Consider the following 22,945-nt stretch of genomic DNA (forward strand, 5'->3'; position numbering starts at 1 on the left):
AACAAAATGAAGATGGCGGCTGACCAGAACGTATATACGTTCTGGTCAGCCGCCATCTCCTTCTCTGCCTTGCTATGTGGAGGCTGTTCGTCTCGCCCACAGCTCGTTCAGATGGCCTTTTTCACGGTCGTACAACCATTTAGGGATCGGAGGTGCGCTGGCCGTAGTTACCCGATAGTCTCCATAGACGGCCAAGATTGTCCCGAGCTTGTTTTGTCTTAGCTCCTCTTCAGAGAATGAGGAGAGTGAGTCGAGGCGGGTGTCAAGACGTTCGCTCTTCGCTTCGGCCGATCTCCAGGACCGTACTTCGGTAAATTGCGTCAATGCCGCGCCAGACGCCAGGGCGGACACGAGTACTCTGGCGAAAATTAGACTACCCCCTCCGGAGGCCAAGGGGATCGCTACTAGTACAGAGACAACTGTTATACCAGCGAATATCCCAAGGATTCTGGAGTAGTGTGCAGCTGTCTTCTGATACTGGTGCGTATTCCAGAATGCGTTCTCTTGGAGGTGATCGCAAAGCCTTCGCATTCCGATTGGTGAGTTGCTCGCGAAGTAGTCCGATGCTGCCGGTTCCAGGGTCTGGCCTGGCGTGCTAGTGACGCGGCTAAGCCATTTGTTGAGTTCAAGCCGCTCTTCGGTGCTCCCCAAAGCGTTAAGGGAGAGGCCGTGCGTTCTGCCTTCCTCACCGTTGCTGTGAAACTTCCCAGCCTTGTCCCGGAAAATCCACGAGCAGACTTGAACTCCGAGAGCCAATAGTGCAGGTACATAGGTGTATGGGTTTGAAATGAAGATCGAGACTATACTTAAAGCGAAAGTTGCGATAGGTAGCCTACGACTCCACTTGTACCACTCGCTGGCTTTTTCGAGCTGCCCATCTGCCAGGCCGATTACCTCAAGTGATGACAGTTGCTGCAAATTGGTCACCGAATAGCCTCCCCCATAGCTCGATAGCCTTCTGTGTATTGCCCAATTGCTGATTTGAGTAGGCCTCCTCGGCGAGCGCCTTGGATTCCAAAAAAGTCGGCATCTTTAGTGGATTGATGCTGCTTGATTGCTTGATGGAGTCAAAAAGCTCGACTAGTGCGCGCGGAAGTTCAGGAAGTCCATCGCGAAATGTGTCGTAGGTGACCAGTTCAATTTCGTACGACGAAATAGGTTGACCGTGAGTTTTGCTCCACCATTTGCACAGGCGGATCAATTTCTTGAAATCTTCACCAAGCGATTCGGTGGCTTCTCTGATTCTTCTGTTTTGTTCTTCGGGGGCGTAAGTTTCCCATCCTTCTTGGTTGGTAGCGGGAATCCTGTAGATGTCGTCGGCCGTATTGTTGGTTCCAGAATGAATTGCGGCAAGTACGTCAACAACGGAGCCGTCTGTATGTAGAACGCGAACGGCGTTCTCAGATACTTGCACTTCAGGTTCCATCTTTCGCAGGATATTTGCGACAGAAGAAACAAGAGTGGCAGAGTCGGAGTGAGCGAGCTGGTCTCCGGGTTCAATTACGGCCACGATGTCGACATCCGAGAATTTGCGGATAGCCGTAGATCTGGCCATGGATCCCGTAATTAGGCATTCTCGCACCTCGGGTCGCTGCTCGATTCTTCGCGATAGGAGCCGCCCCTGCTCAAGTGCAGCGGACTTCTCGCTGCTCGAAAGCGTGATGCGCTGGAGGAAGGCGTCAAACCGATCCGCGATTTGGTCAGTCATTTTGAGAAGAGCATTCGAGTCCCGTAGCGAGTTGCTGAGGTGCAGACAGGCCACAGTGTGCCGCACGCCGGCGTCCGTCACAGCCGCTACGCGTAGATCGCTGCCGCCGGTTCAGTCGACGTGGCCTGCGTCGAGGCCAGGGGCTAGGGCAGGCGAGTGGTGTCCGGCGCCGTCAGAGGCCCACTCGCTGCTCACTCGGGAGAAGTGCTAGACAACGACAAAGAGCCGGATCCAGTAGGACTGGATCCGGCTCTCGATGTCTAGCACTTCCGCTGGTCAGCGAGCTAACCTCGCTGCCAAGAAGGAAGTGCCCCCGGCAGGATTCGAACCTGCGCACACGGCTCCGGAGGCCGTTGCTCTATCCCCTGAGCTACGGGGGCGTGTCCGCTGCGCTGTGTGCGCGGCGACGGGTAGAACCCTACCAGCTCATCCAGGGTGTTCATGAACGGGTTTTCCGGCGACACGAGCCGTGCCATCGCCTCGCTGTCGCGCCCGGGTTGTGCCGTCGATCCTGCCGCATCGGAGGCCTTCCCGTGCCGCCCCGCGCCTTCCCGTGCCGCCCGCCCTCCGCCAGTCAGAGTCCCAGTCAGAGCCGGGGGCGTCAGCGTCGGCGCGGTCCTTCGCGCCCCGGCGAGTTGCCCCCGTGGCTGCGCTTCCTCGGGCCCTGTCGCGTGGGCATCCTTCAAGCGTCAGCCCACGGACGTGCGCCCCGCACGTCCGTCGAGCCGATGGCCTGCATGCTCCCAAAGCGCGCACCAATCCGTCCTGGTTTCCGCGAGCGGGCACCTCCCGCACCTCACCCCGGGCCCCAAGCCCCACCCGCGCCGTCGTCAACCCTCCTCCCCTCCCCGTAGCCCACCCGCACTCCCCGACCCCCGTCCCCCACCCGAGCCAGAAACAGGGAAATGCCGGACGCGGTGGCCGGTCCCGACCTACTCTCGAGTTGTGCCAGGCGCGTCGGGTCGGGTGCTTGTTGTGGACGACAACAAGGTCATTCGGCAGCTGATCAGGGTCAATCTCGAGCTGGAGGGTTTCGAGGTGGTGACCGCGGCTGACGGTGCCGAGTGTCTGGATGTCGTGCATCAGGTACGACCCGACGTGGTGACGCTCGATGTCGTGATGCCCCGGCTCGACGGGCTTCGTACCGCCGCCCGGCTGCGCAGCGACCCCCGCACGCGTGATCTTCCCCTGGCGATCGTCAGCGCTTGCACCTCATACGAGGTCGACGCCGGGCTGGACGTCGGTGTCGACGCCTTCCTCGCCAAGCCCTTCGAGCCTGCCGAACTCGTACGTCTTGTACGGCAGTTGATGGAGCGGTGCCGTGGTGAAGGGGACGGGGGAGAGGGCGGTCAGTCCGGTGTCGGGAGTGTCCTCGGCGTCGGTGAGGCCGAGCGGGCCGGGCGCGGCGCCGCCGGCTGACAGGCCAGTACCCTCGCATCTCCCCGGTCCATTGTTCCTCGCGTTGTGCCTCGCCTGCTGTCCCCCGTCTCCTCGTCTCCCCGTCTCACGGTCCCTGGCCCTGCCTCGCAGCTCAGTGCCGCCCGCTGACGGGCGCACGTCCGCACGCTTGGCGCCGTACCCGTACCCGTACCCGCACCCTTGCACCTCCCGCAGGCCCGCACGGCCCCGCATCCAACGACCCCCCTCCACCGCACCCCTCACCCACCACCCCCGTCCACATCCCGGACCCACCCCAATCCGACTCGCCCCCCGGCCCCCCTCCTCCCATACGCTTGACCCGTGACCCCCGTCGAGCTGTCCCGCACCGTGCTGCGCGCGGTGCGTTGTGCTGTCGAGGAGGGGGAGCTGAGCGTCGCCGTGCCGCGGCGGGCCGTGGTCACGCCGCCAGGGCCGGGTGGGTGCGGTGACTACGCCACCGGCATCGCCCTCCAGCTCGCACGGCCGGCCGGGCAGCCGCCGCTGCGGGTCGCCGAGATCCTGCGCCAGCACCTCGCCGGGACGGACGGTGTCGCCGACGTCGTCGTCACCGGGCCGGGGTTCATCAACTTCAGCCTCCAGTCGGCGGCGGGCTCCGCGGCCGCCCTCGTCCGCGAGATCCGCGACGCCGGACCGGCCTACGGCCACGGCGACTCGCTCGCAGGGCAGGTCGTCGAGCTGCGTATCCCGTACGACGTCCGTGCCGAGGTCGTCGCGGACGCGTTGGTGCGGATCGTCGGCTCGCAAGGGGGGCGCGTCGAGGTCGACCACCGTGAGCCGGTGAACCTGCGGCCCGTGCCGGCCCCGGACGATCCCGCCCTGCTCGGCCCGGACGCCGCCCGCTGGGCGCTGCTGCACCCCGCCGCCCACGACCGGCCCCGTATCACCGCCGACCACCTGGTCCAGCGTGAGAGCAACCCTCTCTTCCGGGTCCGTTACGCCTACGCCCGCACCCGGGCCGTCAGCCGCAACGCCGCCGATCTGGGCTTCACCTCCGAACCCGGAGACGTCCAGGCCCAACGCGGGGTCCTGCTGTCCGTGCCCGGAGACGTCCAGGCCCAACGCGGGGTCCTGCTGTCCGTGCCCGGAGACGTCCAGTCGCAACCCGGGGTCCTGCCGTCCGTGCCCGGAGACGTCCAGCCCCAACCCGGAGACCTCCCGTCCGAGTCCACGGACGACGTCTGCTCCGAACCCAGCGGCGCCGTGTCCGGGCCCGGGGATGCCCCCCTCTCCTCCCACACCCGCCACACCTCGCACACCCCCCTCTCCCGCGCCCCCCACGCCCCCCTCTCCCACCTAGCCGACCTCCTCGCCGACCACCCCCGCGTCCTGGCCCGTGCGGCAGCGCACCGGGCGCCCGACAGTCTGGCCCGGCACCTCGTCGGTGTCGCCGATGCCGTTCTCGCCGTCCTGCCCGCGGTGCTTCCGCGCGGTGACGAGAAACCCTCGGCCGCCCACCGTGCCCGGCTCGCGCTCGCCGAAGCCGCCGGGACGGTGCTGGCCGGCGGCCTGTCCCTGCTCGGCATCGACGCACCCGATCACCTGTGACGCACACAGAAAGCCACCCGAGAAAATGAGCCGTTCCGCACACCCCGCCGGGCCCCGTCACGCCGACGTCCTCCCCGAGGGCCACTACTCCGCCCCGCCCACCGACCTCAACGTGCTCGACCCGAAGGTCTGGGCCCACACGGTCACCCGTGACCAGGACGGCGTGGCCACCGTCGGCGGCGTCGACGTCAAGACGCTCGCCGAGCGCCACGGCACTCCGGCCTACATCCTGGACGAGGCCGACTTCCGGGCCCGGGCGCGGGCCTGGCGCAGCGCCTTCGGGGCCGACGCCGATGTCTTCTACGCCGGCAAGGCCTTCCTCTCCCGTGCCGTCGTGCGGTGGCTGCACGAGGAGGGGCTCAACCTCGACGTCTGCTCCGGCGGCGAGCTCGCCACCGCGCTCTCCGCGGGCATGCCCGCCGACCGCATCGCCTTCCACGGCAACAACAAGTCCGTGGAGGAGATCCGCCGCGCCGTCACCGAGGGCGTCGGCCGTATCGTCCTCGACTCCTTCCAGGAGATCGTCCGCGTCGCGCACATCGCGCAGGAGCTCGGCAGGCGGCAGCGGGTGCAGATCCGGATCACGGTCGGGGTCGAGGCGCACACGCACGAGTTCATCGCCACCGCCCACGAGGACCAGAAGTTCGGCATCCCGCTCGCCGGGGGACAGGCCGCCGAGGCCGTACGGCGGGCGCTGCAGCTCGACGGGATCGAGCTGATCGGGATCCACTCGCACATCGGCTCCCAGATCTTCGACATGTCCGGGTTCGAGGTCGCCGCGCACCGCGTCGTCGGACTGCTCAAGGACATCCGGGACGAGCACGGTGTCGAGTTGCCCGAGATCGACCTGGGGGGCGGGCTCGGGATCGCGTACACGAGTGACGACGACCCGCGCGAACCCCACGAGATCGCCAAGGCGCTGACCGAGATCGTCACCCGTGAGTGCGAGGCCGCCAGGCTGCTCACGCCGCGGATCTCCGTCGAGCCCGGCCGCGCCATCGTCGGCCCGACGGCCTTCACGCTCTACGAGGTCGGCACCATCAAGCCCCTCGACGGCCTGCGGACATACGTCTCCGTCGACGGCGGCATGTCGGACAACATTCGCACCGCGCTCTACGACGCCGAGTACAGCGTCGCCCTGCTCTCCCGCACCTCCGACGCCGAGCCGATGCTCGCCCGGGTCGTCGGCAAGCACTGCGAGAGTGGGGACATCGTGGTGAAGGACGCGTTCCTGCCGGCCGACCTGGCACCGGGTGACCTCATCGCGGTGCCCGCGACGGGCGCGTACTGCCGCTCCATGGCGAGCAACTACAACCACGTCCTCCGGCCGCCCGTCGTCGCCGTGAACGACGGCGAGTCCCGCGTCATCGTGCGCCGCGAGACGGAGGAGGACCTGCTGCGCCTCGACGTCGGCTGAGCAGGAGGCAGGAGGCAGGAGGCAGGGGGCAGGAGGCAGGGGACGGGAGACGGTAGGCAGGAGCCCGAGCCAGATGTCGGGGCCGAAGACAGCAGCCGCAGCCGCAGCGACAGACGCAGCCGCAGCGACAGACGCAGCGACAGACGCAGCCCGCTGGAAGATCTCCTGTCGTCCAGCCCCGTACAAATGAAATCGATGTCTCACGATCCGGACATGGGATAGAAACTCCCGTCCGGTGAGTGAGACTGGTCCAACCGTAGCCGGTATGAGGAAACGAGGTCGGATGATGCGTACGCGTCCGCTGAAGGTGGCGCTGCTGGGCTGTGGGGTTGTCGGCTCAGAGGTGGCGCGCATCATGACGACGCACGCCGACGACCTCGCCGCCCGCATCGGCGCGCCCGTGGAGCTCGCGGGCGTGGCCGTACGGCGGCCGTCCAAGGTGCGCGAGGGCATCGACGCCTCCCTCGTCACCACCGACGCCACCGCCCTCGTCAAACGCGGCGACATCGACGTCGTGGTCGAGGTCATCGGCGGTATCGAGCCCGCCCGCTCCCTCATCACCACCGCCTTCGAGCACGGCGCCTCCGTGGTCTCCGCCAACAAGGCGCTGCTCGCCCAGGACGGCGCGGCCCTGCACGCCGCCGCGGACGAGCGCGGCAAGGACCTCTACTACGAGGCCGCCGTCGCCGGAGCCATCCCGCTGATCCGCCCGCTGCGCGAGTCCCTCGCCGGCGACAAGGTCAACCGCGTGCTCGGGATCGTCAACGGCACCACCAACTTCATCCTCGACAAGATGGACTCGACGGGGGCCGGCTACCAGGAGGCCCTCGACGAGGCCACCGCCCTGGGCTACGCCGAGGCCGACCCGACCGCCGACGTCGAGGGGTTCGACGCCGCCGCCAAGGCCGCGATCCTGGCCGGCATCGCCTTCCACTCGCGGGTGCGTCTCGACGACGTCTACCGCGAGGGCATGACCGAGGTCACCGCCGCAGACTTCCGCTCGGCGAAGGAGATGGGCTGCACCATCAAGCTGCTCGCCATCTGCGAGCGGGCCGGGGACGGCCGGTCCGTCACCGCGCGCGTGCACCCCGCGATGATTCCGCTGAGCCACCCGCTCGCCTCCGTGCGCGGCGCCTACAACGCGGTGTTCGTGGAGTCGGACGCCTCCGGGCAGCTCATGTTCTACGGCCCCGGTGCCGGCGGCGCTCCCACCGCCTCCGCCGTGCTGGGAGACCTCGTCGCCGTCTGCCGCAACCGGCTGAGCGGGTCGACGGGGCCCGGCGAGTCGGCGTACGCCGCGCTGCCCGTGTCGGGCATGGGCGACGTCGTGACGCGCTACCACATCAGTCTCGACGTGGCCGACAAACCGGGCGTTCTCGCTCAGGTCGCCACCGTGTTCTCCGAGCACGGCGTGTCGATCGATACCGTTCGGCAGCAGGGGAACAACGGCGAGGCCTCCCTCGTCGTCGTCACCCACCGCGCGTCCGACGCGTCCCTGAGCGGGACCGTCGAGGCGCTGCGCAAGCTCGACACCGTGCGGGGTGTCGCCAGCATCATGCGGGTTGAAGGAGAGTAACCAGCAATGACCCACCAGTGGCGCGGAATCATCGAGGAGTACCGGGACCGGCTGCCCGTCTCCGACACCACGCAGGTCGTGACGCTCCGCGAGGGCGGCACGCCCCTCGTGCCCGCGCAGGTGCTCTCCGAGCGCACGGGCTGCGAGGTCCACCTCAAGGTGGAGGGCGCGAACCCGACCGGGTCCTTCAAGGACCGTGGCATGACCATGGCCATCACCAGGGCCAAGGAGGAGGGCGCGCAGGCCGTCATCTGCGCCTCCACCGGCAACACCTCGGCCAGCGCGGCCGCGTACGCCGTGCGGGCCGGTATGGTTTCGGCCGTTCTGGTCCCGCAGGGCAAGATCGCGCTCGGCAAGATGGGCCAGGCGCTGGTGCACGGCGCCAAGATCCTCCAGGTCGACGGAAACTTCGACGACTGCCTCACCCTCGCCCGCGCGCTGAGCGACAACTACCCGGTGGCGCTGGTGAATTCGGTCAATCCGGTGCGTATCGAGGGCCAGAAGACGGCCGCCTTCGAGATCGTCGACATGCTCGGCGACGCGCCCGACATCCACGTCCTCCCGGTCGGCAACGCGGGCAACATCACCGCCTACTGGAAGGGCTACAAGGAGTACGCCGCCGACGGCGTGGCCACGCACACGCCCCGGATGTGGGGCTTCCAGGCGTCCGGCAGCGCCCCGATCGTGCGCGGCGAGATCGTCAAGGACCCCTCGACCATCGCCACCGCGATCCGCATCGGCAACCCCGCCTCCTGGCAGTACGCGCTGGCCGCGCGGGACGAGTCCGGCGGCTTCATCGACGAGGTGACGGACCGTGAGATCCTGCGCGCCTACCGGCTGTTGGCCGCCCAGGAGGGTGTCTTCGTCGAGCCCGCGTCCGCCGCGTCCGTCGCGGGTCTGCTGAAGGCGGCCGAGCAGGGCAAGGTCGACCCGGGGCAGCGCATCGTGTGCACGGTGACCGGAAACGGCCTCAAGGACCCCGACTGGGCCGTCGCCGGCGCGCCGCAGCCGGTCACCGTCCCGGTCGACGCCGTGGCCGCCGCCGAGCGCCTCGGTCTGGCCTGACCGGGGACTCCCGCCAAGGGGTGCACAGGGGGCTTGCGGCACGCATCGTGCGCCTCCTGTGCGCCCTATGTCGCCACCGAAGCTTCCTTCGATAGGCTGTACCGAACCCGCCCGCCGCATATGCCTCCGTACACGGAGCATGTGGACGGTGCCGCGCCGCTTCAGCGGCCCGAGGGTCTCCGTGTACGTATCCGATGTCGTATCGAATGTCTTCGACCATCACGCAGCTCTAAGGAGAGTCATCGAGAGATGGCCGGTCCTGCATTCCGCGCCGCAGCCGTAAGGGTGCGTGTCCCCGCCACCAGCGCCAACCTCGGCCCGGGCTTCGACGCCCTCGGCCTCTCGCTGGGGCTCTACGACGACGTGGTCGTCCGGGTGGCCGACACGGGGCTGCACATCGACATCGCGGGCGAGGGCAGCGAGACGCTGCCGCGTGATGAGAAGCACCTGCTCGTACGGTCCCTGCGCACCGCCTTCGACCTGCTCGGCGGGCAGCCGCGCGGCCTGGAGATCGTGTGCGCCAACCGCATCCCGCACGGCCGCGGCCTCGGCTCGTCCTCGGCAGCCATCTGCGCCGGCATCGTCGCCGCGCGCGCCGTGACCATAGGCGGGGAGTCGAAGCTCGACGACACGGCCCTGCTCGAGCTCGCCACCGAGATCGAGGGGCACCCCGACAACGTGGCGGCCTGTCTGCTCGGCGGTTTCACCCTCTCCTGGCTGGAGGCGGGTGCCGCGCGTGCGATCAGGATGGACGCCGCCGATTCCATCGTTCCGGTGGTTTTCGTGCCCGGAAAGCCGGTTCTCACCGAGACCGCGCGCGGCCTGCTCCCGCGCACCGTGCCGCACGTCGACGCCGCCACCAACGCGGGCCGGGCGGCCCTGCTCGTCGAGGCCCTCACCCGGCGCCCCGAGCTGCTGCTGCCCGCCACCGAGGATCGTCTCCACCAGGAATACCGCGCGCCCGCCATGCCCGAGAGCGCCGCGCTGGTGGAGCGGCTGCGGGCCGACGGGGTCCCGGCAGTCATCTCCGGCGCCGGACCCACCGTGCTCGCGCTGGCCGACGCCGACAGCGCCGACAAGGTGGCCGATGTGGCAGGTGAGGGCTGGGCCGCGAACCGGCTCGAGCTCGATGCCGAGGGAGCGAGCGTGCTGCCGCTTGCGACCTGACACACGGTTGCCGGATTTCGAGAGGGGGAATGTTTGTTGGATCCGGTAGTGTTAACCTCAAGTCTGCACCCGACCCCACCATGGCGAGGTGCCTCGTGTCCCAGTTCGGGACAGACATTCTTCCGGGAGCCTCCCAAGCCGCACTGTGTTCCGTACGACGTACGCGGGCAGTACCTCGTACGCGAGCACTGAGCGACTTGCCGGGCACGCTCCGGAATCGGTGCGACCGAGCCACGTGACACCGACACTGGGTGCCACGGTCACGGCTTCGGGAAGCGCCATCCCAAGATATTGCCTCCGCCACCTTTGGCGGACCACCGCCCCGGCGCGGTCCGGAGAGCAAGGACCGCAGCCGGAAGCACAACCGGTCGCCGAGCCAGACAGGCCGACGTCCGCTCCAGGGAAGGACCCTTCGTGAGCGACACCACCGATCTGATGGGCGCACGAGTCGAGGAGACTGCTGCCGCGCCCGCCACGGACGCCGCCGCGCCTGCCACCGGTGCAGGCTCCCGGCGACGCCGCGGTACCGGCCTCGACGGCATGGTGCTGGCCGAGCTGCAGCAGGTCGCATCCGGCCTCGGCATCAGGGGCACGGCGCGCATGCGCAAGAGCCAGCTGATCGAGGTCATCAAGGAGGCGCAGGCCGGGGGAGGTGCCGCCGCTCCGGCCAAGCCCGCCGAGGGCGCCACCGAGACCAAGCCCAAGCGCCGCGCCACCTCCAGGTCCCGCACGGGTGACGAGGCCGCCGCCGAGAAGAAGGCGGCCGCGCCGGCCGAGAAGGCCGTCGCCCAGCAGCAGATCGAGATTCCCGGCCAGCCGGCCGGCAGCGCCTCCCGCGACGCCGAGCGGGCCGCGGAGGACGCCCCCGCCGAGCGCCGCCGCCGTCGCGCCACCGCCGAGGCGGGCAGCCCCGAGACGGTCGCCGCCGAGGCGAAGAGCGAGCCGAAGGCGGAGACGCCCGCCGCGCAGAACGAGTCCAAGGGCCACAGCCAGGGCCAGGGCCAGAACGAGGCCAAGGGCGACGCCGGTGACGGCGAGGGCCGTGCCCGCCGCGACCGCCGCGACCGCGGCCGCGACCGCGGTGACCGCCGCGGCAACAAGGGCGACGACCAGCAGGGCCAGCGCGGTCAGCAGAACCAGCAGGGCGGTGGCCGTCAGGACCGCCAGCAGCGCGACAACGGCCCCCAGGACGACGACGACTTCGAGGGCGGCCGCCGTGGCCGTCGCGGCCGCTACCGCGACCGTCGTGGCCGTCGTGGCCGTGACGACATTGCGGGCGAGCCGCAGATCACCGAGGACGACGTCCTGATCCCGGTCGCGGGCATCCTGGACATCCTGGACAACTACGCGTTCATCCGGACCTCCGGCTACCTGCCGGGCCCGAACGACGTGTACGTCTCGCTCGCCCAGGTCCGCAAGAACGGCCTGCGCAAGGGCGACCACATCACCGGCGCGGTCCGTCAGCCGAAGGAGGGCGAGCGGCGCGAGAAGTTCAACGCGCTGGTCCGCCTCGACTCCGTCAACGGCATGGCGCCCGAACACGGCCGTGGCCGCCCGGAGTTCAACAAGCTGACGCCGCTCTACCCGCAGGACCGGCTCCGTCTGGAGACCGACCCGGGCGTGCTGACGACCCGCATCATCGACCTCGTGTCGCCGATCGGCAAGGGCCAGCGCGGTCTGATCGTGGCCCCGCCGAAGACCGGCAAGACCATGATCATGCAGGCGATCGCCAACGCGATCACGCACAACAACCCCGAGTGCCACCTGATGGTCGTCCTGGTCGACGAGCGTCCGGAAGAGGTCACCGACATGCAGCGGTCGGTCAAGGGCGAGGTCATCTCCTCGACCTTCGACCGCCCGGCCGAGGACCACACCACGGTCGCCGAGCTCGCCATCGAGCGCGCCAAGCGCCTGGTGGAGCTGGGCCACGACGTCGTCGTGCTGCTCGACTCCATCACGCGACTGGGCCGTGCCTACAACCTGGCGGCGCCCGCCTCCGGCCGCATCCTCTCCGGTGGTGTCGACTCGACCGCGCTGTACCCGCCGAAGCGCTTCTTCGGTGCGGCCCGCAACATCGAGGACGGCGGCTCGCTGACCATCCTCGCCACCGCCCTGGTGGACACCGGGTCCCGCATGGACGAGGTGATCTTCGAGGAGTTCAAGGGCACCGGCAACATGGAGCTCAAGCTCGACCGGAAGCTCGCCGACAAGCGCATCTTCCCGGCGGTGGACGTGGACGCGTCCGGCACCCGCAAGGAAGAGATCCTGCTCGGCAACGAGGAACTGTCCGTCGTCTGGAAGCTCCGCCGTGTCCTGCACGCGCTGGACCAGCAGCAGGCGATCGAGCTGCTTCTCGACAAGATGAAGCAGACGAAGTCGAACGTCGAGTTCCTGATGCAGATCCAGAAGACGACGCCGACGCCCGGCAACGGCGACTGACGCCCGGCCCCAGGAGAGTTCCGGGAGCCTCCCGGAAAAGGCCTCCTCCCGCTCGCTTCGGTGACGGGAGGGGGCCTTTCGGCGCTGTGCGGGACCGGGCCGCGCACGTGCGAGGGCGCCGGCGGGGTCAGGAGCGAGATCCCTGCCACGAGAGTCCCGTTCGGTGCCGGTTTCCGGCCGTACGGCCTCTTCGGCCGATGCCGCAGGTGAGCGCGGTGCGCCCGTCCACGAATGTGACGCGGTGTGCCCGGGTGTCCACGCTGTGGCCACGTCGCGTCGTGCAACCCTTTCCCGGGTTTCTCCGTCTGACCGGATGGAGTGACGATGGTGCGGTACGACCCGTATCGACAGGCCTGTCCCTGACATCAGGGGGTATCCGACCGGACGAGGACGACGAGGAGCACATGACTGCCGAGAGCACACCGGACCCCGGCATACCGGGGGATTCCGGCACCAGCGGCCCGCGCGACAGCGCCAAGGGCCGCCGCCGCAAGCCCCGCAGCGGGCGCCGCAAGGGTCTTCTGATCACGGCCTGGACCGCCGCGGGCATCGTCGTCCTGGGCGGCACCGGAGCCGGATACCTGTACTTCAAGCTCAACGGCAACATCAAGAGCGTCGACATCGACTCGGCCCTCGGCACCTCCCGGCCGGCGAAGGTCGACAACGGCTCCGAGAACATCCTCGTGCTCGGCTCCGACTCCCGCGCCGGCGGCAACAAGAAGCTCGGCGGCGGCGCCGACGACGGCAGCGCCCGCTCCGACACCGCGATGATCGTGCACGTGTACAAGGGCCACAAGCGGGCCGCCGTGGTCTCCGTCCCGCGGGACACCCTCGTTGACCGCCCCGCGTGCACCGACACCGGCGGCGGCAGCCATCCCGCCGCGCAGGGCGTGATGTTCAACTCCGCCTACTCCACGGGCGGTGCCGCCTGCGCCGTGAAGACCGTGGAGTCCCTGACGCACATCCGCATGGACCACTACCTCGAGGTCGACTTCAAGGGCTTCCAGAAGCTCATCGACGAGCTCGGCGGCGTCCCGATCACCACCACCAAGGCCATCGACGACCGCGAGAGCCACCTCCACCTCAAGGCCGGCACGCACACCCTCGACGGCGAGCAGGCCCTCGGCCTGGTCCGCACCCGGCACGGCGTCGGCGACGGCTCCGACCTCGGCCGCATCCAGCTCCAGCAGGCCTTCGTCAAGGCACTGGTCGACCGGGTCAAGCACCTCGGCGTCTTCACCAGCCCGAAGAAGCTCTACGACCTCGCCGACACCGCCACCAAGGCCGTGACCGCCGACTCCGACCTGGGGTCGGTGAACTCCCTGATGTCGTTCGCCAACGGTCTCAAGGGCATCAGCTCCTCGAAGATGACCATGATCACCATGCCGGTCCGGTACGACCCGGCCAACCCGAACCGGGTCGTCGTGGAGAAGAGCAAGGCCGAGCAGGTCTGGACGGCCCTGAAGAACGACCGGGCCGTCCCGGCGTCGGCGACCACCGGGACGGCCACGGGCGAGGCGAAGGGCGTCGTCAGCGCCGGTTAGCGGTACGGCAGGCCCCGGCCGGAGGCCGCCCGCGACCTTCCCGGAATAGAACAGGCGAACCCCCGGTTTTGGGGGATGGCCCCAGTCCTGGCAGACTGGTACGTCGGCCCCGGTTCACGTTTCCGTATCCCGCGGAAGCGACCCGGTGCCCTCCCGAAACTAGGAGACACCTTGAAGCGCGACATCCACCCCGAGTACGTCGAGACGCAGGTCAGCTGCACCTGTGGCGCGTCGTTCACCACCCGCAGCACGATCTCCAGCGGCACCATCCGCGCCGAGGTCTGCTCCGAGTGCCACCCGTTCTACACGGGCAAGCAGAAGATCCTCGACACCGGTGGCCGTGTGGCCCGCTTCGAGGCCCGCTTCGGCAAGGCTGCAGCCGGCTCCAAGAAGTAGCGGGCTCCCATTCGCCGGTCCACGGCCGCGCCCTTCACAGGCGCGCCGGGACCGGCGTTTTTGGTCGTCCGCCTTCCCTCCCTTTCCGCATTTCAGGAGCCCAAGATGTTCGAGGCCGTCGAGGAACTCGTCGCCGAGCACGCCGACCTGGAGACGAAGCTCGCCGATCCGTCGGTCCACGCCGACCAGGCCAACGCGCGCAGGCTGAACAAGCGCTATGCCGAGCTCACCCCGATCGTCGCCACGTACCGCACCTGGAAGCAGACCGGCGACGACACCGAGACCGCGCGTGAACTCGCCGCGGACGACCCGGACTTCGCCGCCGAGGTCAAGGAGCTGGAGAAGCAGCGCGAGGAGCTCACCGAGAAGCTGCGCCTGCTGCTCGTCCCGCGCGACCCCAGCGACGACAAGGACGTCATCCTCGAGATCAAGGCGGGCGCGGGAGGCGACGAGTCGGCGCTGTTCGCCGGCGACCTGCTGCGCATGTACCTGCGCTACGCCGAGCGCGTCGGCTGGAAGACCGAGATCATCGACGCCACCGAGTCCGAGCTGGGCGGCTACAAGGACGTCCAGGTCGCCGTGAAGACCAAGGGCGGCCAGGGCGCCACCGAGCCCGGACAGGGCGTCTGGGCGCGCCTGAAGTACGAGGGCGGCGTGCACCGCGTGCAGCGCGTGCCGGCGACCGAGTCCCAGGGCCGTATCCACACCTCGGCCGCGGGTGTCCTGGTCACCCCGGAGGCCGAGGAGGTCGACGTGGAGATCAACCCCAACGACCTCCGCATCGACGTCTACCGCTCCTCCGGGCCCGGCGGCCAGTCCGTCAACACGACCGACTCCGCGGTGCGCATCACGCACATTCCGACCGGAGTGGTCGCCTCCTGCCAGAACGAGAAGAGCCAGCTGCAGAACAAGGAGCAGGCACTGCGTATCCTGCGCTCCAGGCTGCTCGCGGCGGCGCAGGAGGAGGCGGAGCGGGAGGCCGCCGACGCCCGCCGCAGCCAGGTCCGCACCGTCGACCGCTCCGAGAAGATCCGTACGTACAACTTCCCGGAGAACCGTATTTCGGACCACCGCGTGGGCTTCAAGGCGTACAACCTTGACCAGGTCCTGGACGGTGACCTCGACGCGGTGATCCAGGCCTGCGTCGACGCGGACTCGGCGGCGAAGCTGGCCGCCGCATAGGGGGTGTCTCATGGGTCGGGCCGGAGGAGATGTGCGGTGACTGATTAGCTGAGCCGAGCGGGGTCTGGTGCGTGCCAGACCCCGCGACCCCGGCCCGACCCATGAGACACCCCCTGAGGCCGTACGCACGACCCAGTACGACACGGAGGACTTGCGTGAACCTGCTGCTCGCAGAGGTGGCACAGGCCACCCAGCGGCTGGCCGACGCCGGCGTGCCCTCGCCGCGCAACGACGCGGAGGAGCTCGCCGCGTTCGTGCACGGCGTGAAGCGGGGCGAGCTGCACTCCGTGAAGGACGCGGACTTCGACGCCCGCTACTGGGAGGTCATCGCCCGGCGCGAGCAGCGCGAGCCGCTGCAGCACATCACCGGGCGGGCCTACTTCCGCTACCTCGAACTCCAGGTGGGCCCGGGTGTGTTCGTGCCGCGCCCGGAGACCGAGTCCGTGGTCGGGTGGGCCATAGACGCCGTGCGGGCCATGGACGTCGTGGAGCCCTGCATCGTCGACCTGTGCACCGGCTCCGGCGCCATCGCGCTCGCCCTCGCCCAGGAGGTCCCGCGTTCGCGCGTGCACGCCGTGGAGCTGTCCGAGGACGCGCTCCAGTGGGCCCGCAAGAACGTCGCCGGCTCCCGGGTCGACCTGCGTCAGGGCAACGCCCTGGAGGCCTTCCGCGACCTCGACGGCCAGGTCGACCTGGTCGTCTCCAACCCGCCCTACATCCCGCTCACCGAGTGGGAGTACGTCGCGCCCGAGGCGCGGGACTACGATCCCGAACTCGCCCTGTTCTCGGGCGAGGACGGCCTCGCACTCATCCGCGGTCTGGAGCGGACCGCGCACCGGCTCCTGCGCCCGGGCGGCGTCGTCGTCATCGAGCACGCCGACACCCAGGGCGGCCAGGTGCCGTGGATCTTCACCGAGGAGCGGGGCTGGGCCGACGCGGCCGACCACCCGGACCTCAACAACCGCCCCCGGTTCGCGACCGCCCGCAAGGCGCTGCCGTGACCGCCCCGCACACCCTTTCCCGGACGTACGTGCACGAGGAGGCCCGCTAGACATGGCTCGGCGATACGACACCAATGACGCGACCGACCGCACGACCGGTCTGCGCGAGGCCGCGTCCGCCGTCCGCCGTGGCGAGCTCGTGGTCCTCCCGACGGACACGGTGTACGGCATCGGCGCGGACGCGTTCTCCTCGGAGGCCGTCGGCGACCTGCTGGAGGCCAAGGGCCGGGGCCGCACCATGCCCTCGCCGGTGCTGATCGGCTCCCCGAACACGCTGCACGGTCTCGTCACGGACTTCTCGGAGATGGCCTGGGAGCTCGTCGACGCCTTCTGGCCGGGCGCGCTCACCCTCATCGCCAAGCACCAGCCCTCGCTCCAGTGGGACCTGGGCGAGACCCGGGGCACGGTCGCCGTGCGCATGCCGCTGCACCCGGTCGCCATCGAGCTGCTGACCGAGGTCGGCCCGATGGCCGTCTCCTCCGCCAACCTCAGCGGGCACCCGGCGCCGGAGACCTGTGACGCGGCGCAGGACATGCTCGGCGACTCCGTCTCCGTCTACCTCGACGGCGGCCCGACGCCCGGCAACGTCCCGTCCTCCATCGTGGACGTCACCGGCCGCGTACCGGTGCTGCTGCGCGAGGGCGCGCTGTCGCCGGAGGAGCTGCGCAAGGTCGTACCCGACCTCGAGGTGGCCAATTGACAGCCCCTGACGCGGGGCGTGGCATAGGCAACGGGGAACGGGCGACGGAGATCACGACAACGTTTGTCGGGCTTCCACGCGACTGCTTCCGCATCCTCCACGTCAGCACCGGCAACGTGTGCCGCTCACCCATCACCGAGCGGCTGACCCGCCATTTCGTGATGCAGCGGCTGGGCGTCCTGGGCGGTGCGCTGATCGTGGAGAGCGCGGGCACCTGGGGCCACGAGGGCGCGCCCATGGAGGCCAACGCGGAGCGGGTGCTCGCCGACTTCGGCGCGGACGCCTCCGGCTTCACCGGCCGTGAACTGCTCGACGAGCACGTCATCATGGCCGACCTCGTGCTGACGGCGACCCGCGACCACCGTGCCCAGGTCATCTCCATGGGCCACTCGGCGGGCCTGCGCACCTTCACCCTGAAGGAGTTCACCCGCCTGGTCCGGGCGATCGACCCCGCGACGCTGCCCCCGCTGGAGGACGGCATCGTCACGCGCGCCCGCGCCCTGGTCCGTGCGGCCGCCGCCCTGCGCGGGTGGCTCCTGGCCCCCACGGCCGAGGCGGACGAGGTCTACGACCCCTACGGCGCCCCGCTGACGTTCTTCCGCTCGATCGGCGACGAGATACACCAGGCGCTGGACCCGGTCGTGACGGCGCTGACGGGCGTCGCCGCGCGCGCCTGAGAGGGCACCCCGAGCGACGGCACCGGTTCCGGTGGCGACGGCGCGGGCCGGGCCCCCGCAAGGAGGCAAGAACCGCGCACCTCGGATGTCCCGGGCCTACATTGGTCGTACGTCATCGTCGACGCCCGGAGCCCACCATGCCGGTCATCCAAGCCCCTCAGACCGCCGACGCCCTGCGGCAGCAGGATCCCGAGCTGGCCGAGATCCTGCTCGGGGAGCTCGACCGGCAGTCCACGACGCTCCAGCTCGTGGCCGCGGAGAACTTCACCTCGCCCGCCGTCCTCGCCGCGCTCGGCTCGCCGCTGGCCAACAAGTACGCCGAGGGATATCCGGGCGCCCGGCACCACGGCGGCTGCGAGATCGTCGACATGGCCGAACGCATGGCCGTGGACCGGGCGAAGGCCCTCTTCGGCGCCGAGCACGCCAACGTGCAGTCCCACTCGGGCTCGTCCGCCGTCCTCGCCGCGTACGCCGCCCTGCTGCGCCCCGGCGACACCGTCCTCGCTCTCGGCCTGCCCTACGGCGGCCACCTCACGCACGGCTCGCCCGCCAACTTCTCCGGCCGCTGGTTCGACTTCGTCGGGTACGGGGTGGACGCCGAGACCGGGCTCATCGACTACGACCAGGTGCGCACGCTCGCCCTCACGCACCGCCCCAAGGCGATCGTCTGCGGCTCCATCTCCTACCCGCGGCACATCGACTACGCCCTCTTCCGCGAGGTCGCCGACGAGGTGGGCGCCTATCTGATCGCCGACGCGGCGCATCCCATCGGGCTGGTCGCCGGGGGAGCGGCGCCCAGCCCGGTGCCGTACGCCGACGTCGTCTGCGCCACCACGCACAAGGTGCTGCGCGGCCCCCGCGGCGGCATGATCCTGTGCGGCGCCGAGCTCGCGGAGCGGGTCGACCGCGCCGTGTTCCCCTTCACCCAGGGCGGCGCGCAGATGCACACCATCGCGGCGAAGGCCGTCGCCTTCGGCGAGGCGGCGACGCCGGCCTTCGCCGCGTACACCCATCAGGTGGTCACCAACGCGCGGGCGCTCGCGGCCGGGCTGGCGGAGCAGGGCCTGGCCGTCACCACCGGCGGCACCGACACCCACCTGATCACCGCCGACCCGGCGCCCCTCGGCGTCGACGGACGGACGGCGCGCGGCCGGCTCGCCGCGGCCGGAATGGTGCTCGACTGCTGCGCGCTGCCGCACGGCGACGCCCGCGGCCTGCGGCTCGGCACGGCCGCGCTGACCACCCAGGGCATGGGAGAGGAGGAGATGGAGCGGATCGCCGCCCTGCTCACGGAGGTGCTGCGCGGCGTGGCCGACAGCCAGAAGGCACGTGACGAGGTGCGCGAGCTGACCGGTAGATTTCAGCCGTACCCAGGGTGAGCGGGGGTACTCGCACCCCTGTGCACCCGGGTGCGCTCTGCGTGCACAGGCACGCGTGCAACCATCGTCGCTACCCGGAAGTCCTCACTCATATGCGTCCGTCGCTAGGGTGTGGGGCTGAGATGGCCAGCGAGACCTGTGGGGAAGCCTGTGCGTGAATACCTGCTGACGCTCTGCATCACGGCCGCGGTGACGTACCTGCTGACAGGACCGGTACGGAAATTCGCGATCGTGGCCGGAGCCATGCCGGAGATCCGGGCCCGTGACGTGCACCGGGAACCGACTCCGCGCCTCGGCGGTATCGCCATGTTCTTCGGCCTGTGCGCGGGCCTGCTGGTCGCCGACCATCTCACCAACCTCAGTGAGGTCTTCGACAAGTCGAACGAGCCGCGGGCGCTGCTCTCCGGAGCGGCGCTCATCTGGCTGATCGGCGTCCTGGACGACAAGTTCGAGATCGACGCCCTGATCAAGCTGGGCGGCCAGATGATCGCCGCCGGCGTCATGGTCATGCAGGGTCTGACGATCCTGTGGCTGCCCATCCCGGGCGTCGGCAGCGTGGCGCTCACCCAGTGGCAGGGCACGCTGCTGACGGTGGCGCTCGTCGTCATCACCATCAACGCGGTCAACTTCGTGGACGGCCTCGACGGCCTGGCCTCCGGCATGGTCTGCATCGCGGCCGCGGCGTTCTTCCTGTACGCCTACCGGATCTGGTACTCGTACGGCATCGAGGCCGCCGCCCCGGCGACGCTGTTCTCGGCGATCCTCATGGGCATGTGCATCGGCTTCCTGCCGCACAACATGCACCCCGCGCGGATCTTCATGGGCGACTCCGGCTCGATGCTGATCGGCCTGGTGCTGGCCGCGGGCGCCATCTCCATCACGGGGCAGGTCGACCCGGACGCGCTGAAGCTGTTCGTCGGGTCCGAGAAGGCGGCCGTGCACCAGACGGTGCCCGTCTACATCCCGCTGCTGCTGCCGCTGACGATCATCGCGGTGCCGACGGCGGACCTGGTGCTGGCCATCGTGCGCAGGACCTGGCGGGGCCAGTCGCCGTTCGCCGCCGACCGCGGGCATCTGCACCACCGGCTCCTGGAGATCGGGCACTCGCACAGCCGGGCGGTGCTGATCATGTACTTCTGGTCGGCGCTCATCGCGTTCGGCGCGCTCGCCTACTCGGTCAACTCGGCGTCCATGTGGATCGTCCTGGGCATCGTGATCCTCAGCGCGGTCGGGCTCGCCCTGCTCCTGCTGCCGCGCTTCACCCCACGCGCCCCGGGGTGGGCCGAGCACCTCGTCCCGCCGCGCTACCGCCGCCGCGGCGCGGCCGCCGAAGCGGCGCTCGCGCAGGACGCCGTCGAGGAGGAGCGGGCCCCGGTCGCGGCCGGTGTGGCGGGAGTCAACGGAGCGACCGCTGTGAACGCCCGCCCGCAGCTCGTGGACCGGCGGAACGCCGGTACGTCCCGCTGACGCCGGCAAGGTAAGAATCTGACTAGAGCATTGCCAAGTCGTGGGGGAGTAAAGTGCCCCAATACCAGACATACAGGCCTGGATTCCGCACAGACGCGCACTGTCACTCTCATGTGTGACAGCGAGCACACCAAGTAGGTAAAGACCGCATCAAATAGTTTGTGATAGCGTTCACTACCAGTTGAGTGAAGCGCCGAAAGGCCCTGGCGGAACGGTCCATTGGCCCGAAGCGCCCACACCTCCTCGCGTTAACCTCTGCACTGCACCGGGGCACCGATCGGTGACACCCGGTCACCACGTCTCGACCCCCACTTCCGTTGGAGCCGTCCGCATGCAGCCAAACGACGTCCGGATCCTCCGGGGAGCAGCGATCATCGCGGCCCCCGTGGGCATCGTCGCCACCGTTGTCAGCGCGGTCGTCGCCGGTGAGAAGGGCCTGGTCGGCGGAGTGGTGGCCCTCGCGGTGGTCGCCGGCTTCTTCGGACTCGGCTCCGCCGCGCTGATGCGCCTCACGCAGGACAAGCCGCAGGTGGCGATGACGGCCGGGCTGCTCGTCTACACCGTGCAGATGCTGCTCATCGGCATCTTCGTCATCGCCTTCAGCGACACCACGTTGTTCAACGGCCGGGCCTTCGCTCTCAGCCTGCTGGTCACCGCTCTGGCGTGGGTCGGTGGCCAGGTGAAGCAGAGTCTCACCAGCCGCATGCTCTACGTGGACCCCGTGCCGTCCGTGCCTGCCAAGGAGGCGGACCCGGCCAAGGCGGAGTCCCGTGATGCGGCGTAGGGGGCACGTAAAGGCGATACATGCCTATCTGCTATCGTCCGGAAGCGCTTCCGGTGGGGGTTCCTTCCGCTTCTCGAGCGGGGCAGGACATCGCCTCCACGGCTGCCGGCGCACTCGGACCGAGAGCTGTGATCACAGCACGGAATCCGAGCGGCCGGGCCCTCGGCGGATGCGGCCCACGGACTGCGGCGGCACCGTCACACCACCACGTCCCCAGTGCCGATCAGCGGCCTCACCAGCCGCGCTGACACACAAGGTTGCCGTTACTTATGCGTCACGACGAAGGAGTCACGGGTGAGTGCCCACATGCTGCTCGCTGAAAGCGGCTGCCACATCAATGCTGACTGTGCCTTTCCCGCGCCGGGCCTCCACTCGTTCGACTTCAAGCCGATCTTCAGCGTCGGCAGCTTCGACTTCACGAAGCCGATGCTTCTGACGATCATCTGCATGCTCGTCATCGTCGGCTTCTTCTTCGCGGCCTTCCGCAAGCCGAAGCTGGTGCCCGGGAAGCTGCAGCTCGTCGGCGAGATCGGTTACAACTTCGTCGCGCGCAGCATCGCGCTGGAAGTGATCGGCAAGAAGGGCAGCAAGTACGTGCCCTTCCTCACGTCGATCTTCTTCTTCGTGTGGATCATGAACGTGATGTCCATCATCCCGGTGGCACAGTTCCCGGCGACCTCGCGCTTCGCGTACCCGGTCGCACTGGCCGCCCTGGTGTACATCACCTACATGTTCCTGACGTTCAAGACGCACGGGTTCAGGGGCGGCGTCAAGAACCTGGTCTGGCTGGACGGTCTGCCCAAGCCCCTCATTCCGCTGATCGTCCTGCTGGAGTTCTTCTCGAACGTGATCCTGCGCCCGTTCACCCTCGCGGTGCGGCTGTGGGCCAACATGTTCGCCGGCCACATGCTGATCGTGATGTTCAGCGTGGCGACCTGGTACCTGCTCACTCCGTCGATCATGTCGGCCGTCGCCGGTGGCTCGTTCCTGCTGGCGCTCGCCATGACCACCCTGGAGGTACTGATCCAGTTCCTTCAGGCGTACATCTTCACGCTCCTCGCCTCGATCTACATCCAGGGAGCGCTCGAAGAGGGTCACTGACCCGCACTGCACCCCTCCCGCATCACCGCCGCTGGGAAGCCCTCCCAACGGACCGCATCGCACACATCACAAAAGGAAGACAGGGAAATGTCTGCCGAGCTCGTTAACCTTGCTGCCTCCACCGTCGCGGGTCGTATGGGCGCGATCGCCTACGGTCTCGCCGCCATCGGCCCCGGCGTCGGCATCGGTCTGGTCTTCGGTCACTCCATCGAGGCCATGGCCCGTCAGCCCGAGGCCATGCCGATCATCCGCACCAACATGTTCCTGGGCTTCGCGCTCTGTGAGGTGCTGGCGCTGCTCGGCCTGGTCGTTCCCTTCGTCTTCAGCAGCTGACGACCAGTAGCCATTCTCGACGAA

General features: G+C 68.9%; 20 protein-coding genes and 1 tRNA gene. 18 read left to right on the forward strand and 3 right to left on the reverse strand.

All coding sequences use genetic code 11. The features are described 5' to 3' along the window. Nucleotides 1-72: 72 nt before the first annotated feature. The 3 genes from ACIRPX_RS32360 to ACIRPX_RS32370 form a co-directional block, all read right to left on the reverse strand. A complete protein-coding gene (locus tag ACIRPX_RS32360) occupies nt 73-927 on the reverse strand; it encodes a hypothetical protein (protein ID WP_404201902.1) in 855 nt (284 codons plus the stop codon). Next, nucleotides 896-1,708 (reverse strand): hypothetical protein, encoded by an 813-nt coding sequence (locus ACIRPX_RS32365; protein WP_404201904.1) that lies wholly within the window; start codon nt 1,706-1,708, stop codon nt 896-898. Before ACIRPX_RS32365 ends, ACIRPX_RS32360 begins: the two co-directional genes overlap by 32 nt. Before the next feature lie 308 nt (nt 1,709-2,016). Next, a tRNA-Arg gene (locus ACIRPX_RS32370) sits at nt 2,017-2,088 on the reverse strand. A 586-nt stretch (nt 2,089-2,674) separates the two neighbouring features. On the opposite strand from ACIRPX_RS32370, the gene ACIRPX_RS32375 reads away from it, so the two are divergent. The 18 genes from ACIRPX_RS32375 (at nt 2,675) to atpE (ending at nt 22,921) form a co-directional block, all read left to right on the forward strand. Then, nucleotides 2,675-3,127, forward strand: coding sequence for a response regulator (locus ACIRPX_RS32375; RefSeq protein ID WP_404202054.1), 453 nt, complete (start codon nt 2,675-2,677; stop codon nt 3,125-3,127). A gap of 321 nt (nt 3,128-3,448) precedes the next feature. Beyond that, complete coding sequence (gene nrtL / locus ACIRPX_RS32380; RefSeq protein WP_404201906.1) at nt 3,449-4,693, forward strand: ArgS-related anticodon-binding protein NrtL; 1,245 nt, start codon at nt 3,449-3,451, stop codon at nt 4,691-4,693. 25 nt (nt 4,694-4,718) lie between these two features. Beyond that, nucleotides 4,719-6,110: a diaminopimelate decarboxylase gene (gene lysA, locus ACIRPX_RS32385; protein ID WP_404201908.1), complete on the forward strand. Its 1,392-nt coding sequence runs from the start codon at nt 4,719-4,721 to the stop codon at nt 6,108-6,110. A 283-nt stretch (nt 6,111-6,393) separates the two neighbouring features. After that, the gene (locus tag ACIRPX_RS32390; RefSeq protein ID WP_404201910.1) at nt 6,394-7,686 is read left to right on the forward strand and encodes a homoserine dehydrogenase; all 1,293 of its coding nucleotides are present in this window, start codon (nt 6,394-6,396) and stop codon (nt 7,684-7,686) included. Between the two features lie 6 nt (nt 7,687-7,692). Continuing rightward, the gene (thrC, locus tag ACIRPX_RS32395; protein WP_404201912.1) at nt 7,693-8,751 is read left to right on the forward strand and encodes a threonine synthase; all 1,059 of its coding nucleotides are present in this window, start codon (nt 7,693-7,695) and stop codon (nt 8,749-8,751) included. A gap of 249 nt (nt 8,752-9,000) precedes the next feature. Beyond that, nucleotides 9,001-9,918, forward strand: a complete 918-nt coding sequence (gene thrB / locus ACIRPX_RS32400; RefSeq protein WP_404201914.1) for a homoserine kinase — start codon at nt 9,001-9,003, stop codon at nt 9,916-9,918. 414 nt (nt 9,919-10,332) lie between these two features. Beyond that, nucleotides 10,333-12,357, forward strand: coding sequence for a transcription termination factor Rho (gene rho / locus ACIRPX_RS32405; RefSeq protein WP_404201916.1), 2,025 nt, complete (start codon nt 10,333-10,335; stop codon nt 12,355-12,357). Nucleotides 12,358-12,761: 404 nt separating this feature from the next. Beyond that, a complete protein-coding gene (locus ACIRPX_RS32410; RefSeq protein ID WP_404201918.1) occupies nt 12,762-13,901 on the forward strand; it encodes an LCP family protein in 1,140 nt (379 codons plus the stop codon). A 171-nt stretch (nt 13,902-14,072) separates the two neighbouring features. After that, a complete protein-coding gene (gene rpmE, locus ACIRPX_RS32415) occupies nt 14,073-14,297 on the forward strand; it encodes a 50S ribosomal protein L31 (RefSeq protein ID WP_019753312.1) in 225 nt (74 codons plus the stop codon). Nucleotides 14,298-14,402: 105 nt separating this feature from the next. After that, nucleotides 14,403-15,479: a peptide chain release factor 1 gene (gene prfA / locus ACIRPX_RS32420; protein WP_404201920.1), complete on the forward strand. Its 1,077-nt coding sequence runs from the start codon at nt 14,403-14,405 to the stop codon at nt 15,477-15,479. Nucleotides 15,480-15,634: 155 nt separating this feature from the next. Beyond that, a complete protein-coding gene (gene prmC / locus ACIRPX_RS32425; RefSeq protein ID WP_404201922.1) occupies nt 15,635-16,480 on the forward strand; it encodes a peptide chain release factor N(5)-glutamine methyltransferase in 846 nt (281 codons plus the stop codon). 52 nt (nt 16,481-16,532) lie between these two features. Then, nucleotides 16,533-17,180 (forward strand): L-threonylcarbamoyladenylate synthase, encoded by a 648-nt coding sequence (locus ACIRPX_RS32430; RefSeq protein ID WP_404201924.1) that lies wholly within the window; start codon nt 16,533-16,535, stop codon nt 17,178-17,180. Further along, entirely contained in the window at nt 17,177-17,857 is a 681-nt protein-coding gene (locus ACIRPX_RS32435) for a protein-tyrosine-phosphatase (protein WP_404201926.1), read from the forward strand. The genes ACIRPX_RS32430 and ACIRPX_RS32435 overlap by 4 nt, the downstream gene beginning before the upstream one ends. A 137-nt stretch (nt 17,858-17,994) precedes the next feature. After that, nucleotides 17,995-19,236, forward strand: a complete 1,242-nt coding sequence (gene glyA, locus ACIRPX_RS32440) for a serine hydroxymethyltransferase (protein WP_404201928.1) — start codon at nt 17,995-17,997, stop codon at nt 19,234-19,236. Between the two features lie 150 nt (nt 19,237-19,386). Next, the gene (locus tag ACIRPX_RS32445; RefSeq protein ID WP_404201930.1) at nt 19,387-20,703 is read left to right on the forward strand and encodes an MraY family glycosyltransferase; all 1,317 of its coding nucleotides are present in this window, start codon (nt 19,387-19,389) and stop codon (nt 20,701-20,703) included. Between the two features lie 331 nt (nt 20,704-21,034). Further along, nucleotides 21,035-21,487, forward strand: coding sequence for a hypothetical protein (locus ACIRPX_RS32450; protein ID WP_404201932.1), 453 nt, complete (start codon nt 21,035-21,037; stop codon nt 21,485-21,487). Nucleotides 21,488-21,781: 294 nt separating this feature from the next. Continuing rightward, on the forward strand, nt 21,782-22,588 hold the full coding sequence (gene atpB / locus ACIRPX_RS32455) for a F0F1 ATP synthase subunit A (RefSeq protein ID WP_404201934.1): 807 nt from the start codon (nt 21,782-21,784) through the stop codon (nt 22,586-22,588). Nucleotides 22,589-22,675: 87 nt separating this feature from the next. Further along, the gene (atpE, locus tag ACIRPX_RS32460; protein ID WP_232652291.1) at nt 22,676-22,921 is read left to right on the forward strand and encodes an ATP synthase F0 subunit C; all 246 of its coding nucleotides are present in this window, start codon (nt 22,676-22,678) and stop codon (nt 22,919-22,921) included. Nucleotides 22,922-22,945: the final 24 nt, after the last annotated feature.

This window comes from Streptomyces sp. NPDC101225 (genome assembly GCF_044767585.1).
In the GTDB taxonomy this organism is placed as follows: domain Bacteria; phylum Actinomycetota; class Actinomycetes; order Streptomycetales; family Streptomycetaceae; genus Streptomyces.

Bases quoted from the DNA above. Each gene is read 5' to 3' on its own strand.
- ACIRPX_RS32365 (WP_404201904.1), bottom strand. From the start codon at position 1,708: ATGACTGACCAAATCGCGGATCGGTTTGACGCCTTCCTCCAGCGCATC.
- lysA (WP_404201908.1), top strand. From the start codon at position 4,719: ATGAGCCGTTCCGCACACCCCGCCGGGCCCCGTCACGCCGACGTCCTC.
- ACIRPX_RS32390 (WP_404201910.1), top strand. From the start codon at position 6,394: ATGATGCGTACGCGTCCGCTGAAGGTGGCGCTGCTGGGCTGTGGGGTT.
- thrC (WP_404201912.1), top strand. From the start codon at position 7,693: ATGACCCACCAGTGGCGCGGAATCATCGAGGAGTACCGGGACCGGCTG.
- thrB (WP_404201914.1), top strand. From the start codon at position 9,001: ATGGCCGGTCCTGCATTCCGCGCCGCAGCCGTAAGGGTGCGTGTCCCC.
- ACIRPX_RS32410 (WP_404201918.1), top strand. From the start codon at position 12,762: ATGACTGCCGAGAGCACACCGGACCCCGGCATACCGGGGGATTCCGGC.
- prfA (WP_404201920.1), top strand. From the start codon at position 14,403: ATGTTCGAGGCCGTCGAGGAACTCGTCGCCGAGCACGCCGACCTGGAG.
- ACIRPX_RS32430 (WP_404201924.1), top strand. From the start codon at position 16,533: ATGGCTCGGCGATACGACACCAATGACGCGACCGACCGCACGACCGGT.
- glyA (WP_404201928.1), top strand. From the start codon at position 17,995: ATGCCGGTCATCCAAGCCCCTCAGACCGCCGACGCCCTGCGGCAGCAG.
- ACIRPX_RS32450 (WP_404201932.1), top strand. From the start codon at position 21,035: ATGCAGCCAAACGACGTCCGGATCCTCCGGGGAGCAGCGATCATCGCG.
- atpE (WP_232652291.1), top strand. From the start codon at position 22,676: ATGTCTGCCGAGCTCGTTAACCTTGCTGCCTCCACCGTCGCGGGTCGT.